Genomic DNA, 14,524 nt, shown 5'->3' on the forward strand with positions numbered 1-14,524 from the left:
TCTTAAAATTACTCATTAATAAATTAAACTGACTGGTCAGACAGGTTTATTAATATCTTAATCGGTACATTTTGTAATGCATATAATGGATTGTATGATGTATTTTGGATTGCTTTCAATGACCATGTCTATAGATAGAGATTTTGTATTTTCTTCGTTCGATAGATGTAATTATGATCCTTCAAAGTCCGTTGTTAACAATTTATCTAATACGAACTTCATCTAATCGTGAGGACGCAAATTATACTGTTGGTAAATGAAATAATAAGATAAATGGGTGATTGTTTTTGTGTCCAAAGGTTACATCTCAACACAGAGAGGAAATAAGGGGAAGAATCCTTCAATCTGCAATAGAGTGTTTTTCTAAAAACGGATTTGACAGGACAAGAATGGATGAAATATCGTTATCTGCAGATGTAAGTAAGGGTACTTTATACAACTATTTTAACAGCAAGGAGGATTTGTTTCATGCCTTATGTGATGATAGTCTTGAGTTGTTGAAGATACAATTGGATAAATTATTTATTAGTAGCAAAAATGACCTAATTTCTAATGCTGAGTTATTCTACGAAAACTTTCAGAAAATTCAGAAGGCGGGAACTACCGAGGTTTTTTTTGAAGCTATATCAGAATCTCCACGTAATCCAAAATTACAAGAAATCTTGTTTAGGCATAGGATGAAAATTTTTAAGGTTGTCGAAAATTATTTACAACTTCAAATAGAAAAGGGATTTTTACGAGGTGATACAAATATAGAATTCGTCGCCTCTGGTTTGGTTTCTTTATTTGATGGTATTAGTGCCGGAAGCTTGTTGGGGATGCCTGAGGAATTTAATAAAAAGGTATGGGCAGTAACAATTAGAACAATTCTATCAACACTTCAAAAACACCAAACTAATTGAATGAATTTCAAACAGTTGCATTACAGCTAATCTTTCATTCTCCTATAATTTATATCTGATCGACTAGGTATACTTGATGTGTCCTTACTACCGTTTAAGAATAAGGTCCCAAAAATAAATTCTGACTGTTTTGTCGCACCAAATTCAATGGTAATTGGAGATGTAGAAATAGGTTCTCTATCATCTGTATGGTTTGGGACTATTGTAAGAGGAGATGTACATTATATCCGAGTTGGATCTAGCACCAATATTCAGGATAATAGTGTGGTACATGTGACTTCTAACAAATATCCTACAATAATTGGAAATAATGTTACCGTCGGACATTCTGTTACATTGCATGGTTGTTCGATTTCTGACAATTCATTGATTGGAATTGGGTCTGTGATCATGGATCAATGCGAAGTAGGAGAGTGGTCAATAGTGGCAGCAGGTTCCATGGTTAAACCTAATACCAAAATACCCTCTGGAAAATTGTGGGGTGGGCTTCCAGCAAAAGAAATCCGTGACATAAGTGAAGAGGAGAAAGATTGGATAAGGAATTTGTCAAATCATTATGTTGAATTATCAAAACAGTATTTGAGTATATAATTCCCTTCGCTATCATAATTCTGACGTAAATACGCGCTATTTGAGACAAAATGTTATCCTGATGTATATTATCCAATATCGATTGAATATGATTTAGTTTTATTTCTACAATTTCTTTAACTTCAAGTTTTTTAATCATCTTTAATTCTTATTTTCATTCTAAATTTTTGTTCTATTGTTTTAGAGACAACTTTTCCATTATTTATCTGGAATTTTCGCATATATTGAAGTAAGCATATATTGAAGTAATCTAGTATTGAATGATTTCTAATAGAATTTGTTTATGCAATTATAAGAGATGTTTTTATTCCTAGCTTTTTTACTAAACATCATGTTGTACCATTAATGAAGTAATGAGTTATCAAACTGCTTTATGACATAAAGTTGATTCTTCCCTGATGATGAAGATTATACCATTTAATCTACTATCGATTTTTTTAGTGGTGGTAATATCAGGTACAATAACGACAACATTCATTGGTCAAGATGTGTTTGCTCAAAAGTCAGGCGGATCTAGTGGATTAAACTTCGATATTAATAGTCTGTTTGGAAGTGGCAGCGAAGGCTTTAGTTTCGATCAAATATTCCCCTTTGGCCAGTCTAGCTCTTCTGGTTCATCAGACGATGAGTCATCCGACAATGGAGATTCTTCTAGTTCAGATGAATCAACTGTAACTGATCCTCTTGGAGGAATTGATCTAGTATTTCCCTTAAACAGTGGTAATACCCCACAAACTCAAACAACGCCATCAGAAGATGAGGATGCATCCAGCTCAAGCGACGATGAAAGTGCATCCAGCTCAAGCGACGATGAAAGTGCATCCAGCTCAAGCGACGATGAAAGTGCATCCAGCTCAAGCGACGATGAAAGTGCATCCAGCTCAAGCGACGATGAAAGTGCATCCAGCTCAAGCGACGATGAAAGTGCATCCAGCTCAAGCGACGATGAAAGTGCATCCAGCTCAAGCGACGATGAAAGTGCATCCAGCTCAAGCGACGATGAAAGTGCATCCAGCTCAAGCGACGATGAAAGTGCATCCAGCTCAAGCGACGATGAAAGTGCATCCAGCTGAAGCGACGATGAAAGTGCATCCAGCTCAAGCGACGATGAAAGTGCATCCAGCTCAAGCGACGATGAAAGTGCATCCAGCTCAAGCGACGATGAAAGTGCATCCAGCTCAAGCGACGATGAAAGTGCATCCAGCTCAAGCGACGATGAAAGTGCATCCAGCTCAAGCGACGATGACTCTAGAATGATCGCTCCACAGAGTGGCTCATCTACTAGTACAGAAACAGGAAAACCAGTCGCTCCACAGAGTGGCTCATCTACTAGTACAGAAACAGGAAAACCAGTCGCTCCACAGAGTGGCTCATCTACTAGTACAGAAACAGGAAAACCAGTCGCTCCACAGAGTTAATTAACTTACCTCTGTTGGGAAATTAAAGATTAGATCTAAATTCTAGTTTACTATATCCAATTTTTTTCTTGAAATTATCTTAAATTGATAGGAACTTTCAAAAATGCTTTCGATCTTGTAATTATTGCATAGTAGTTTATTTTGTTAGTTTTCGTCTAAAGGACGTGGTCTATTCTTGCTATCCTAGCTCTACAGAAAGAAAATCATCTATACTCGAATATTTTTCTGATGTCTTCTTGCAATGCCTTGTACCTGTCTAATCTAGCTCTATCTTCTTCTGTGGATGGAATATTCTCCAATAATTTTCGTTGTTCTCTTTCAGTCATACATTCTACCGAATTTATTAGATCTACAAGCTCTGACTTTGAAAGTTCAATTGTTAATATACCATACTCCTTGTTCATTTTAACAATTTTTGGCATAAAAATAAAAAATTGTCAGATTAATATGTTTTAAAATAATACCAAACTAAATCTTAAAGAAATATAAATAACTTGGCCAATCTGCTTTCGTTGGCTTGATAAAACAACTTCCAACTTATGTGTTATTTTTTTATCTTAAATCATGATTACGACTAGAATAAATCTATCCTTACGTTGCTATTTAAATTATTTATCCACGTAACAACCATACTCTCAAGACTTTTCATAGCTAACGATCGTTGTTAAGATCATTGTAAAATTGTTACAAGTATTTATATCATCCATGCATGAAGATCAAATCAGTTTTAGACTTATTTCTTCCCCATATCCGATAGGAACGGTTACGGATTGAACCTCTTTTTTTGCTCTAACATGATTTACATACTCGTCCATTGATGTCTTGTAATCCTCTGGTAGCAAAATATTATCTGTTACAATTAATCCGCCTTTTCTCACTAGTGGGAATACCAACTCAAAGTATCTTATCAAATTTTCCTTATCTGCATCCAAAAAAACAAAGTCAAACGGTATATTTTTCCAGATTTTATCATTCGATATCTTTTCTGGGATGTGATCAAGAATATCTAAAGCATTCCCCTCAGCAATTTCTATCAAATTGATAACTCCTGCATCTTCAAAATTTTTTTTTGCTCTTTTAATTTTAGACGGACTTTTTTCTACCGTAAGAATGCTTCTTTCTAAATTGTATAATCGTTCTTTATTCTGCACTAGAGTGAGGGCCATCCATAAAGTAGAGTACCCAACTGATGTTCCTATCTCTAAAATCCTGTTACAATTAATAGCCGTAAGTAATATGTTAAGGAACTTGCCAGTATCATTGGTAATAGCTAACATGGAGTCTTCATGAGAAATGTTTACCCTGCCCGAACGTTCCAATTCTGATTGTGATTCCAGCTGAGACAGGATCCGAAAAATTCGAGTATGAGGCGATATTGTATCAGAATTTGTCATTTATTATAATTATTATTATTACCGATATTAAAAGGGACTTCCCAGAGTTTTCGGCTCTGTTCATTTAACGATAAACCTATAGCTTGAAGATGTCCTATTTCTTTTATGATTAGCAGAAACAGAACACCTTCAAGGTATGTGTATTATGGCTTACATTTGTACTTTTCAGGTTTATCTTTAAGAAAAGCCTCGGAAAGATTGTCTCAGATGTATAAAAGAAACCATGTCTCCATCTGGAATTGGATTCAAAAATACAGGCCTCAAAAATTGAAAGCATCAAGAAGAAGAATTCTAGAATATATTGTAGACGAGACAATGTTGAAGGTAGGGTCAGAATACATCTGGCTTTGGGTGGCGATAGAGCCTGCAAACAGACAGATCCTCGCACTTTCTATATCCAAAGAGAGAAACATGTTTGTTGCAGAAAGATATCTTTCTAATTTGATCAAAGTTCATGGAAAGCACCCAGTTTCTACAGATGGTGGGACTTGGTATCCCATGGCTTGTCAGTTTCTCAAACTCGATCACCATATTCATTCCTCTTACGAGAAAAGTGTAATCGAAAGAACGATGCAATATATCAAGGATAGAACCGAAAGTTTCGATGATTACTTTCCTTGTAGAATAAAGAACTGCAAGTTAAAGCATGTACGGAATTGGCTGCGGCTCTTTGTAGACTATCATAACAATGAAATAAAACATGTTAACTGAACAGAGCCGAGTTTTCTTTTTGATCGACTGAAATTTTTGTTATGTACAAATTGAATTCTAACTAAAATGATCTCATATATTATTACAGAATAAGGCGATAATAAATTAAGAATATGGATTCTTATGTAATTCCGTTTTTCAAATTATAGCAAATCTATGCGAAAGATATTGTATAAGCTATCAAGACGTTATCAGATTCTTGTTAAATGCTGTCTCTTTCAGCTAATTTGACATGTCATAATTGATGGATCAAAAAATTTAATCGGTAAAAGGATATTGTTAGAGTAACATAAAATTTAATAACAATAGCAATAAAGGAGGAAAATGGATAAACACCCTAATTCATCACGAATATTTGATTTAGATGAAATAATGCCTCAAACTGAAAATCCGCTCGGTAGTATAACTCGAATGGATGCAGATAATTTTCCAATTTTAAGAGGAATGGCTGGGTCACTGCTCCGGCTGAAAAAAAAAGGAAGTTTACAGATTCCGCATTGGCATATCAATTCAGTTGAGTTGAATTATTGTTTGTCTGGAAAAGCTAGAATGACTATGTATGGAAATGGGAAGAAAGATGCTTTTATCTTGAACCCGGGTCAATTGACTTTTGTGCCCAAAGGTTATTGGCATGATATCGAAAACATAGGAGAAGAAGAATTGAAGGTAATCATGGTTCATGATGATGAACGTCCCACACAGATTAGTTTAACGGAATCCGTTCAATCCTTACCAAAGGATATTTTAAACAGCATTTTTGGTTTAAGCCAGCAAGCAGTGTTTTCTCAATTAGAAAACAATGGATTTTTTGATTACATCGTAGCTTCGCTTCATACGGATGAGACTGGAGGTAACATTACAAATGCAAAAAATAGTGAAAGTGAAACAAATCCGTATACCATTAATCTCAGAGCAATGGAACCTCAAATACAAACCCCTGGTGGTATTGCAAGACTAGGAAGTACTCCATACTTTCCAATTTTAAAGGGATTATCAGTCTTTGTACTAGATTTAGAACCAAGAGGGATCATCGAACCTCATACTCATCCAAATGCCGGAGAGTTGAATTATGTAATTGACGGCAAAGTACGATTTACAATTCTAGGACCGAATAATGAGGTAGAAACAGGTGAGATGGGTAAAGGACAAGTGTTTTTCGTTCCTGCAGGATATTTTCATTATCTACAAAACTCTGATTATTCACGTCAAGGCATTGTGGCTTCCTTTTTTAGTAATGAAAGTCCTCAATTCATAGGTCTAGTTGGTGCCATGAGCTCATACTCTAATGAGGTTATTGAAGCAGTATTTAGCAAGGAGTCGGGCTTTTTTAAAGATTTTCCTCATGTGGTGAAAAATATATTTATTTCTGCCGAAACCAAGTGATGCCTTAAAATTGGTGGTAGGCTAACTCAGTTACTCAAAGTTATCCTTTCGTAATTTTGTTTACCTGGCTTTATTATTTATTTATGATTATTCGAGATGCCGCCTATAATTGAATAAACAATTTTTAAAATAATCCATTTGACCAAAGGTTAAATTGATTCTCGTATAACTCAATAATGTCTATTTTTTTATCGAACAAAATCCATTAAATCAATATATTTAAAGCGGGCCCGGAGGGATTTGAACCCTCGACCTGACGCTTAGGAGGCGTCCGCGCTATCCATTCTACACCCTCGTTAATAGTATAACGAGGTCTGCGCTACGAGCCCCGAAAAAGACTATTAATCTATGAATAAAAAACTTGCATAATATTAATGCTGAGAAGAGTTCACGAGGTTGGAAGTTACCATTAGCTTACCTAAGGTAGTAATGTTTATTACCGTTTTTCCTCTGTCACCCTTGTCGACCTCTACCAATCCAAGATCGGCCAATCCTTTATTCTCTTTCCCTCCTTGAACATGATAGCTAAGCAGAGGTTTGCCATATCCAGATATTTGTTCTAATTCTTCTAAACTACTTACCATTCCACCAATACTATCTATGCTCTTTAGAATCTTAATCTTTGTGTCTGATATTATCTCGCTATAGCTGAATTTAAGGACGGGTAGCAGTAGTGGTACACTGTGATTATGATCCATTGCAAAGGCCTTGATACCATTAATAAAAGCAGAAGATAGTGCTGCGCAGCTTATTAGTTTATCTCCTGAACTAACGTTCATTAGTATTTGATGATATTCTAGACTTTTCTTTAACAATACTTCGTTGACTCTTTCGATAGTGTCTTTCACAACGTTTTCTTTCTCTACCAAAATAATTTCTGATCCTATTCCAATTATTGCTTCCATCTTTTTTGCATATTCAATAGCTTTTGCTTCATCGTTTGAATAACATATGAGTATGAGTTGATGAATTGGAAAGTTCCTGATCCCCAGTGCAATACCGTCTTGATCGTCATCACCGAATGTGGCTATCTGAAGGGTCTTCATTCTATGATATTATTACTACTTACTTTATTAAAAATATTTGTAATTATTTATCCAAAATTTCTAATATACAAAGAATATAAATTAAATATCAAAAATTTATCATAGTTACCTACTCACGTTATGATTGTTCTGGAAATTCATTTTTGTTATATGTTAAATGATTACTTTCCTGTCAAACGTCTGTATAATTCTTAAATTATCTGTGTAATTGTCTCTTCTTTCCAAACTATTTGTTTTTCAAAAGTAGTGACTCAGATACGACCACAAACAAAAAGTAAATTGATTGTCCGGTTATCATAATTAAATATCACTCAATATAGAATTCATCTATTAAAGCTAAATAAAGTTGACATGTTATCGAAGCTACAAAGCCGGGAAAGTGTTTTCGTTGCTTCCTTTCTTGTTAATTATTAAAATATCTATCCCGTCTCCACTTGCCGAATCTCGTTGGATCGAAGATCGAATAGCTTTTAGTGCCAGATTTGTAGCTTTTTCTTCATCCATGTTTTCTTCATACTCGGCATCCATGACTCCTAGTGCCATTTCCGCTCCAGTACCTACAGCGGCATATCTGTCGGGTAAAACAGATCCTAAGGGATCGAGGGTGTAAATTTCTGGTTTTCCTGTAGTTATTCCGCCAACAACCACCTGAGTCAGCAGTGGGAAGTATCTTCTTTCAAACATTATTACGGACATAAGCTTTGCTACAGAGTTTGGCTCGACATCCCGTCGGGTCTCTAGCTTTCTTATTTTAGACAATGCACTTACCTGTCTAACTAAAACCTGCATATCCGCAACCATACCTGCACATGCGGCACCAACATAATCAGTTACATTAAAGGTTTTCTTAGTATTCTTATTAACAACAAAATTACCATACGAAACTCTCTTCTCAGCAGCCAACAGTACTCCATCATTATATGTAATACCTACTGCTGTTGCCCCTGGCATAAATTGAAAAGCCATTTAATAATTAAAAAAAAAGAGTTAGATTTAGTCGTTTCTATGTGATTATTTTTTCAACATGGAGTAGTCATGGATTTTTATTGCTTCAGAAATCAACTTATTCTGAATTTCCAAAATATCTTTAGCTTCTGGATATTTTGATCCTACAACTACCTCGGCAACTATGTTTGTTATGTGTCTAAAAAGAAATTCATCTCCTCTTTCTGCCTCTACCTTATACGTCGAATGAGCTTTGTTGACAAAAACAATATTCTCGTTTGTAAAACTGTATCTAGGGTCTGTTTCATCTTCATATGGTATTACTTTATATCCAATTTTCTTGAGGGTAAATGTTTTCTTTAGAATGGGTTTTCTGACCGTTTTTTTAATATAATTGCCAGTTTCTCCGACTGCGCTGACTGATGATAATGATTGATTGTTATTATGTCTTGATGATTCATTCGTTGAAGAATCTTGATTTAGGTACCCATAAGATGATGAAAGACTCGCTCTTTCCAAACCTTTATTTTCCCTTTCTGGATCCCATTTCCCATCATTTATTTTGTTTTGTGGATCAAGAACAGATATTGACTTTGTCACAAGAGTCGGATGGTTTAGACTATTTGAACCAGAAAAGTTTTCATCACTCAGCAAATTATTTCCTCTACCTTTTTCGTCCTTTGCTTTTTTAGTATAGTCTTCGCCTGAATCTTTGGACAAAAAATCATTTCTATTTTCTTGATTTTGTTCTTCTAAACTCGAAACTGGATTTGTTAAATCTGTGTTCCCTGACTCTAGTTGATCAGAATTTACCTCCACTGATTCAAATCCTTGTATTTCCTCTACTGGTTCTAGGGTTTCCAATACTGCCTGACCCATGACTTTGTCTATCTCCTTATAGATTTTTGATTCTTCTCTTGTGATCAAAACATCCTCATATTCAGTTAAGCTCGGAAGAACTTGATCTACGATAAAGGATTTAACACTTTGATTAAAACTATGATAGATATCATTTTCAATTAATGCTGATTTGTCGGCGAATCTGGAAGTCAGTGCATCACATTTGACATATCCTGTAACTCGGTTTAATTTATTTTCAAATCCAAAATTACTTCTCAAAACTACGTGATTTCCTACCATGATTGCTATACCTTTTTCATCTGAACCAAGGGGCCTTCTCGCAATTACAATTTCCCCAGTAATTCTTGGATTGTCCATGTTAACATTAAGTTTGTAACCTTGGATATCGGGTGAACGTATTAACTGAGCGTTGCTCAAGTCCCACTCTTTAAAATCTTCTGCAGATTTGATATACACATCAAATAATGGATACTTTAGAATCGATAGTTTTTTAATTTCCTTGGCTAGCTTGTTAATGTCGATGCTGATTTTTGGACCCTTTAGCAGAATTTCCGTACCATTTCTATTGAGTCTTGGTTCCTTTAATTCGCTTAATTTGGCGCGTCCATTTATAAGCTCCTCCAAGGTGTTTCCATCAATAACTGTTGATTTACTGAAACCATCCCTTCGTGTTTTTATTTTCATTTGATCAAACGAAGTTAGAAATGATAATCTACCAGTGCCATATCTCCCCGTTCTTAATCTTTTCAGATTGGGAGAAAGGGTTTCTTCGGCCTTATGCGGCGACCCGAGAATCAAAAATTTATCCATAGATTCGGAATTCATTCCTGCATTATCTTCGATTATGATATTTCCGTTATTCAATACTGTAACTATGACGTTTGTTGCATCCTCATCAAAGGCGTTTTCGATTAATTCACGTACTATTTCATAGGGAGAAATCCAAGTTTTGGTAGCAAATTCTCTAAAAAATGACGGGTGAACCTTTAATTCCATTGTCAAGATATGTTAAGCTTGAAATATATTATTATTTAAATAAATATTTGGAATTTGTTGACAAAACAATAAACTTTTGTTGACTTTCAAAAATGATTTACGAAACAGGCATACTAGTTAATTCCATACCTAGTACCTGAGGGATCAGATCAAATATGATCAATACCATCTGCGCAGGATGAGTTTCGATGAAGGGATGCACGGTGGTAAAATAAATCAACAAAACTGGTACTGCAGAACAACCTGCGATTGTTAATAGGATTAGCCAAGTTGCCGTCATCTTTCCCGTAAACATGTCATTTCTAAGATCGCATTGGCTATATAAAGATAAAGATAAGCATTCTAACGAAGACTGTTTTAAATTCGGAAGGAAATTTCTTTAAATGCATTCCAATACTTGTCTCCTACGAAATGAAGATTATTTATTATCTGTCCTTTTTCCATAGCTTGAGCACGATCGCTGTCTTCTAGTGCTAGCCCAATTGCCAGGTACTTTTTAAACTTTTCATCTTTTACCGTAACTATTTCATTTTTTTTAAAAGAATCGAAACCGACTATGCCTGGCCTTAAGATTTTTGCGCCATTGCAAATAAATTTAATGGATCCAGAATCTACAGTAACAGATGGAAATATATCAAGGATTTCGGTTTTCCCGAGAAATGGTAATATCGACTCATTGGCAGTGAGAACTGCAACCATGCTATCAATTATCAAAATGCTTTTATTTTCTTCGATTTCAAAAATTTTTATATTCTTTGTCTTTGGGATGGTTACTTTTGCCCAACTCTTCTCTAAACCTTTTAAGATTCTTTCTGTATCTTTCTTGGACATCACATAAGTTTTCAAGCATCTTTATTGAATTATTGATAGATAATAAAGATGTATTAATTCTTCTTCTTCTTTTTCTTCTAACAGAGGAAGTTTCTGACTCTTTATTTTACCTTAATTAATTGAATACCTCTTGACTGGATACCTAAACTGTGTTTATAACAAAAACGAATTCTTATAAATAATTATGCCGTACATAAAACCTAATTAGAGATGAGTGAAATAGTCGGAACAAAATATGAAGTTCCTGTAAAGCCCGTCGAAAAATCCTTAAAAATTAGCGATAGAGCCAAGAGCGAGCTAAAAAGTTCTGGAATGATGGATGAAAAAGGAAAATTAAAATTGAAAGGTGTAAGTCCCAAAATGCTAAAAAGAATGAAACTCGAAGCAATAGATTGTCCTGTATATAATAAGGAACTTGGATTTGTGGAATGCTATGTATGTAGTAATTTTCACAGTAGAATAAGCGGTATAGTATATTGCAAGGGTGATCCTCTGGAGTAATAACATTAATTTAAATTACGAGTATTATATTCTGTTTGACAAAGCTTCATAAATAGAAAATTATAGCTATCTTTTGATTAATTGAGTAAAAACATCAATAAGGAATTTGGTCTTACTGTTAAGAAGAATGAGAATTTCAGTGAATGGTATTCACAAGTAATCGAAAAGGCTGGATTGGCAGATTATATCTCAGCAAAGGGATTCATTATTGTTAGACCATATGGATATGCCATATGGGAATTAATTAAAGAATATCTCGACAAAAAGTTCAAAGAGACCGGTCACGTCAATGGATTCTTACCTTGTCTTATCCCCGAGGGTTTATTAAACAAGGAGGAAAAACACTTTAGGGGATTCAATCCAGAAGTTTTTTGGGTTACTTCTTCTGGTGATACTCCCTTAGCTGAAAGATTGGCTCTGAGGCCTACTTCTGAAGCACTATTATATTCAATTTTTCCCAAGTGGATTTCTAGTTACAGAGATCTGCCATTAAGAATAAATTTTTGGAATACTGCTTTGAGAGCAGAAATAAAGTCTACCAAGCCATTTATTAGAAATTCGGAATTCTTATGGCAAGAAGGTCATACTGCTCACATTGATAATGAGGGAGCCAAAGAACAAGTTATAAAAATATTATCTATTTACAAGCAATTCATCGAAAATGTTCTCTTGATTCCTACAATTTCAGGATTTAAAAGTAATAAAGAAAAATTTGTTGGAGCGGATTATACAACTACGTTAGAAGGGATGATGCCTGATGGGAAGGCGCTACAGCTTGGAACCTCACACAATTTAGGCAGAAATTTTTCTCAACCTTTTGAAATAAAGTTTCTTAATAGTAATAACAAAGAAGAGTTTGTTTGGCAAACATCTTGGGGAATATCCTGGAGATTGATTGGGGCGCTAATAATGGTACATGGTGATGATAAGGGTCTAATCCTCCCGCCTGTTGTTGCTCCGATTCAAATCATTATTATCCCAATATACAAAGATCAAAACCAAGAGTTGGTTAAGAAACATGCTAACAGTTTAAAAAATCAATTAAGTGATCTGGGGTACAGGGTGTTTGTAGATGAAAGGGATGAATTTACAGCGGGATGGAAATACAACGAATGGGAGATGAAAGGAGTTCCAATACGGATCAATATAGGACAACGGGACATCGAAAAAAATACCATAGAGATAGTTAGAAGAGATAATCGACAAAAGAAATTGATCCCTTTAAACACTGTGTCAGCTGAAATAAAAGAAACCTTTAAAATGCTGGAATCTGATTTGTACAAGAACGCACTAAGATTTCTTCAAGATATGACTCACCTTGTAGAAAATATTAACGATTTCAAGCTATTACTAGACAAGGGACGGGGTGGATTTTTGGTGACTAATTGGTGCGGTAATGAAGATTGTGAAGAGAGAATCAAAGAAGATACCGGAGCTGACATACGTGTCTTGCCATTTGATATTCATGATTTGCCAATTAAAATAGGAAATGGCGCAGCATTTCTGACTCTAAGACAATGCGTATATTGTAGACAAGAATCTAACCAAATTGCTGTCTTTGCTCGTGCTTATTAGAGGAGAATGCTTTGTGAGTTAATGTTTTTTGCTGATCTTGAAGGGCTATTAACCAGAATGTTTATGTAAGGTTCAAATTCCAATCTCTTATTACAAGTTGTCTAAAAATCAAAAGGATAGAAAGAGAAGGGATATCAAGATAATCATTATTATAGTTGTCGTATTCGCTATAGCCTTTATATCTATTAGAACGATTTTAGCCGATTCAAACCCTTTCTATGTAGTCGCAAGCGGTAGCATGATTCCTGTCTTAAATGTAAACGACCTTATCATAGTATGGGCGAAGGACAATAACACATCTTTTGAGAGTGCAGATATCGGAGACATTATTGTCTTTAAGGCTCCTGATCCTAGTGAGGACAATAAGACAATAGTTCATAGAGTTTCCGCTATAATTGAAAATGGAAACAACTTGACCGGTAATGTAATCCTCTGTGCACCCATTGCCATTAATGAGGTTATACAAGAAAAAACAATATTAACAAAAGGAGATGCTAACGAATGTTCTATTCCTGGAATCGATTTTCCAATAACTGAGGAAAATTACGTTGGAAAAGTAGTTCTTACAATTCCACAGGTAGGAATAATACCACAGGTGTTAAAACCTCCGGTTAATTATGTAATAATAGCAATAATAGGGGGATTGCTAGCATATTCATTTATCCGTGGAAGTAACAAAGATAAAGAAGAAGAAAAAGAAAAACTAAAGGATGATTGACGTAGGTGTGTGCGGATCAGATTGAATTAGCTGTCTTGATGTATAGACAGGATGATCCTCAAAAGTGCACCGCCTCCAGGCTGGTTAAATTTCGCTTAGCCAATGAAGTGCGACGGATTCCTAACTCGTTTGTAGTACTAAACCCTTATTCGGACAAACTCCTAACAGCGTCTGATGCAATGCGCTTTAAGGGGATCTGTGGAATCGATTGTTCATGGAATCTTGCTTCAAAAGTAATCCGGGGTTCAAAAAAATACACGAATAACAGGAAACTTCCCGCACTATTAGCTGGGAACCCTACAAATTACGCTAAATTAGGAATGCTTTCTACTGTTGAGGCTATATCTGCTGCTCTTTATATTATGGGTTATAAATCAAAATCTAACGACATTTTGAATAAATTCAAATGGGGTCATACTTTTATGGATCTAAATTTAGATATTCTGGAAGATTATTCTAAAGCTTTTGATGAGGACGCGTTAAGAGTTATTGAGAAGGAATACTTTCCAAATTATTTTTTATAATCTAAAAAAGCTATCCATATGACCAGCTTTTAGCTTATGAATAGGTGGTATTAAATAACTCATCTTAACCTGAAAATATGGAAATTCATAATATGTATCTCTCATTGTTTAATCAAATCATATTCGAA

The 14,524-nt window shown here is 34.9% G+C and carries 18 protein-coding genes and 1 tRNA gene; 11 read left to right on the forward strand and 8 right to left on the reverse strand.

Annotation, left to right across the window (positions count from 1 at the left end; all coding sequences use genetic code 11):
* Window positions 1-287: 287 nt before the first annotated feature.
* From NFRAN_RS09520 to NFRAN_RS13900, 5 genes are all read left to right on the forward strand, one after another.
* Window positions 288-902, forward strand: coding sequence for a TetR/AcrR family transcriptional regulator (locus NFRAN_RS09520; protein WP_172602255.1), 615 nt, complete (start codon window positions 288-290; stop codon window positions 900-902).
* 78 nt (window positions 903-980) lie between these two features.
* A complete protein-coding gene (locus tag NFRAN_RS09525) occupies window positions 981-1,493 on the forward strand; it encodes a gamma carbonic anhydrase family protein (RefSeq protein ID WP_197731170.1) in 513 nt (170 codons plus the stop codon).
* A 398-nt stretch (window positions 1,494-1,891) separates the two neighbouring features.
* Window positions 1,892-2,566 (forward strand): hypothetical protein, encoded by a 675-nt coding sequence (locus NFRAN_RS14485; protein ID WP_425321214.1) that lies wholly within the window; start codon window positions 1,892-1,894, stop codon window positions 2,564-2,566.
* Window positions 2,547-2,750, forward strand: coding sequence for a hypothetical protein (locus NFRAN_RS14490; RefSeq protein ID WP_425321215.1), 204 nt, complete (start codon window positions 2,547-2,549; stop codon window positions 2,748-2,750). Before NFRAN_RS14485 ends, NFRAN_RS14490 begins: the two co-directional genes overlap by 20 nt.
* Window positions 2,747-2,911 (forward strand): hypothetical protein, encoded by a 165-nt coding sequence (locus NFRAN_RS13900; protein ID WP_172602257.1) that lies wholly within the window; start codon window positions 2,747-2,749, stop codon window positions 2,909-2,911. The genes NFRAN_RS14490 and NFRAN_RS13900 overlap by 4 nt, the downstream gene beginning before the upstream one ends.
* 203 nt (window positions 2,912-3,114) lie before the next feature.
* Here NFRAN_RS13900 and NFRAN_RS09535 read toward each other — a convergent pair whose 3' ends face one another.
* The gene (locus tag NFRAN_RS09535) at window positions 3,115-3,315 is read right to left on the reverse strand and encodes a hypothetical protein (protein ID WP_172602258.1); all 201 of its coding nucleotides are present in this window, start codon (window positions 3,313-3,315) and stop codon (window positions 3,115-3,117) included.
* A 312-nt stretch (window positions 3,316-3,627) separates the two neighbouring features.
* On the reverse strand, window positions 3,628-4,305 hold the full coding sequence (locus NFRAN_RS09540) for an O-methyltransferase (RefSeq protein WP_134484775.1): 678 nt from the start codon (window positions 4,303-4,305) through the stop codon (window positions 3,628-3,630).
* A 105-nt stretch (window positions 4,306-4,410) separates the two neighbouring features.
* Here NFRAN_RS09540 and NFRAN_RS09545 point away from each other — a divergent pair, with 105 nt between their 5' ends.
* Together NFRAN_RS09545 and NFRAN_RS09550 are read left to right on the forward strand one after the other, a co-directional pair.
* Window positions 4,411-5,016, forward strand: a complete 606-nt coding sequence (locus NFRAN_RS09545; RefSeq protein WP_134483188.1) for a DDE-type integrase/transposase/recombinase — start codon at window positions 4,411-4,413, stop codon at window positions 5,014-5,016.
* A 324-nt stretch (window positions 5,017-5,340) separates the two neighbouring features.
* Window positions 5,341-6,399, forward strand: coding sequence for a cupin domain-containing protein (locus NFRAN_RS09550; protein WP_134484776.1), 1,059 nt, complete (start codon window positions 5,341-5,343; stop codon window positions 6,397-6,399).
* A 225-nt stretch (window positions 6,400-6,624) separates the two neighbouring features.
* On the opposite strand, the gene NFRAN_RS09555 is transcribed toward NFRAN_RS09550, so the two are convergent.
* The 6 genes from NFRAN_RS09555 to NFRAN_RS09580 all read right to left on the reverse strand — a co-directional run bounded on the left by NFRAN_RS09555 (window position 6,625) and on the right by NFRAN_RS09580 (window position 11,078).
* A tRNA-Arg gene (locus tag NFRAN_RS09555) sits at window positions 6,625-6,728 on the reverse strand.
* Window positions 6,729-6,770: 42 nt separating this feature from the next.
* Window positions 6,771-7,445, reverse strand: coding sequence for a hypothetical protein (locus NFRAN_RS09560; protein ID WP_134484777.1), 675 nt, complete (start codon window positions 7,443-7,445; stop codon window positions 6,771-6,773).
* A 363-nt stretch (window positions 7,446-7,808) separates the two neighbouring features.
* Complete coding sequence (locus NFRAN_RS09565) at window positions 7,809-8,396, reverse strand: proteasome subunit beta (protein ID WP_134484778.1); 588 nt, start codon at window positions 8,394-8,396, stop codon at window positions 7,809-7,811.
* Between the two features lie 60 nt (window positions 8,397-8,456).
* A complete protein-coding gene (locus NFRAN_RS09570) occupies window positions 8,457-10,247 on the reverse strand; it encodes an ATP-binding protein (RefSeq protein WP_134484779.1) in 1,791 nt (596 codons plus the stop codon).
* Window positions 10,248-10,344: 97 nt separating this feature from the next.
* Window positions 10,345-10,542: a hypothetical protein gene (locus tag NFRAN_RS09575; protein ID WP_134484780.1), complete on the reverse strand. Its 198-nt coding sequence runs from the start codon at window positions 10,540-10,542 to the stop codon at window positions 10,345-10,347.
* Window positions 10,543-10,604: 62 nt separating this feature from the next.
* The gene (locus NFRAN_RS09580; RefSeq protein ID WP_134484781.1) at window positions 10,605-11,078 is read right to left on the reverse strand and encodes a PUA domain-containing protein; all 474 of its coding nucleotides are present in this window, start codon (window positions 11,076-11,078) and stop codon (window positions 10,605-10,607) included.
* 210 nt (window positions 11,079-11,288) lie between these two features.
* Between NFRAN_RS09580 and NFRAN_RS09585 the strand changes: the two genes are divergently transcribed.
* From NFRAN_RS09585 to NFRAN_RS09600, 4 genes are all read left to right on the forward strand, one after another.
* Entirely contained in the window at window positions 11,289-11,579 is a 291-nt protein-coding gene (locus tag NFRAN_RS09585; protein WP_134484782.1) for a hypothetical protein, read from the forward strand.
* A gap of 93 nt (window positions 11,580-11,672) precedes the next feature.
* A complete protein-coding gene (gene proS, locus NFRAN_RS09590; protein WP_425321226.1) occupies window positions 11,673-13,154 on the forward strand; it encodes a proline--tRNA ligase in 1,482 nt (493 codons plus the stop codon).
* A 97-nt stretch (window positions 13,155-13,251) separates the two neighbouring features.
* Window positions 13,252-13,872 carry a signal peptidase I gene (locus NFRAN_RS09595; RefSeq protein ID WP_197731172.1) on the forward strand — a complete coding sequence of 207 codons (621 nt, stop codon included), beginning with the start codon at window positions 13,252-13,254 and terminating at the stop codon, window positions 13,870-13,872.
* A 5-nt stretch (window positions 13,873-13,877) separates the two neighbouring features.
* Window positions 13,878-14,396 (forward strand): DUF367 family protein, encoded by a 519-nt coding sequence (locus NFRAN_RS09600; protein ID WP_197731173.1) that lies wholly within the window; start codon window positions 13,878-13,880, stop codon window positions 14,394-14,396.
* Window positions 14,397-14,524: the final 128 nt, after the last annotated feature.

It is taken from the genome of Candidatus Nitrosocosmicus franklandus (assembly GCF_900696045.1).
In the GTDB taxonomy this organism is placed as follows: Archaea; Thermoproteota; Nitrososphaeria; order Nitrososphaerales; family Nitrososphaeraceae; genus Nitrosocosmicus; species Nitrosocosmicus franklandus_A.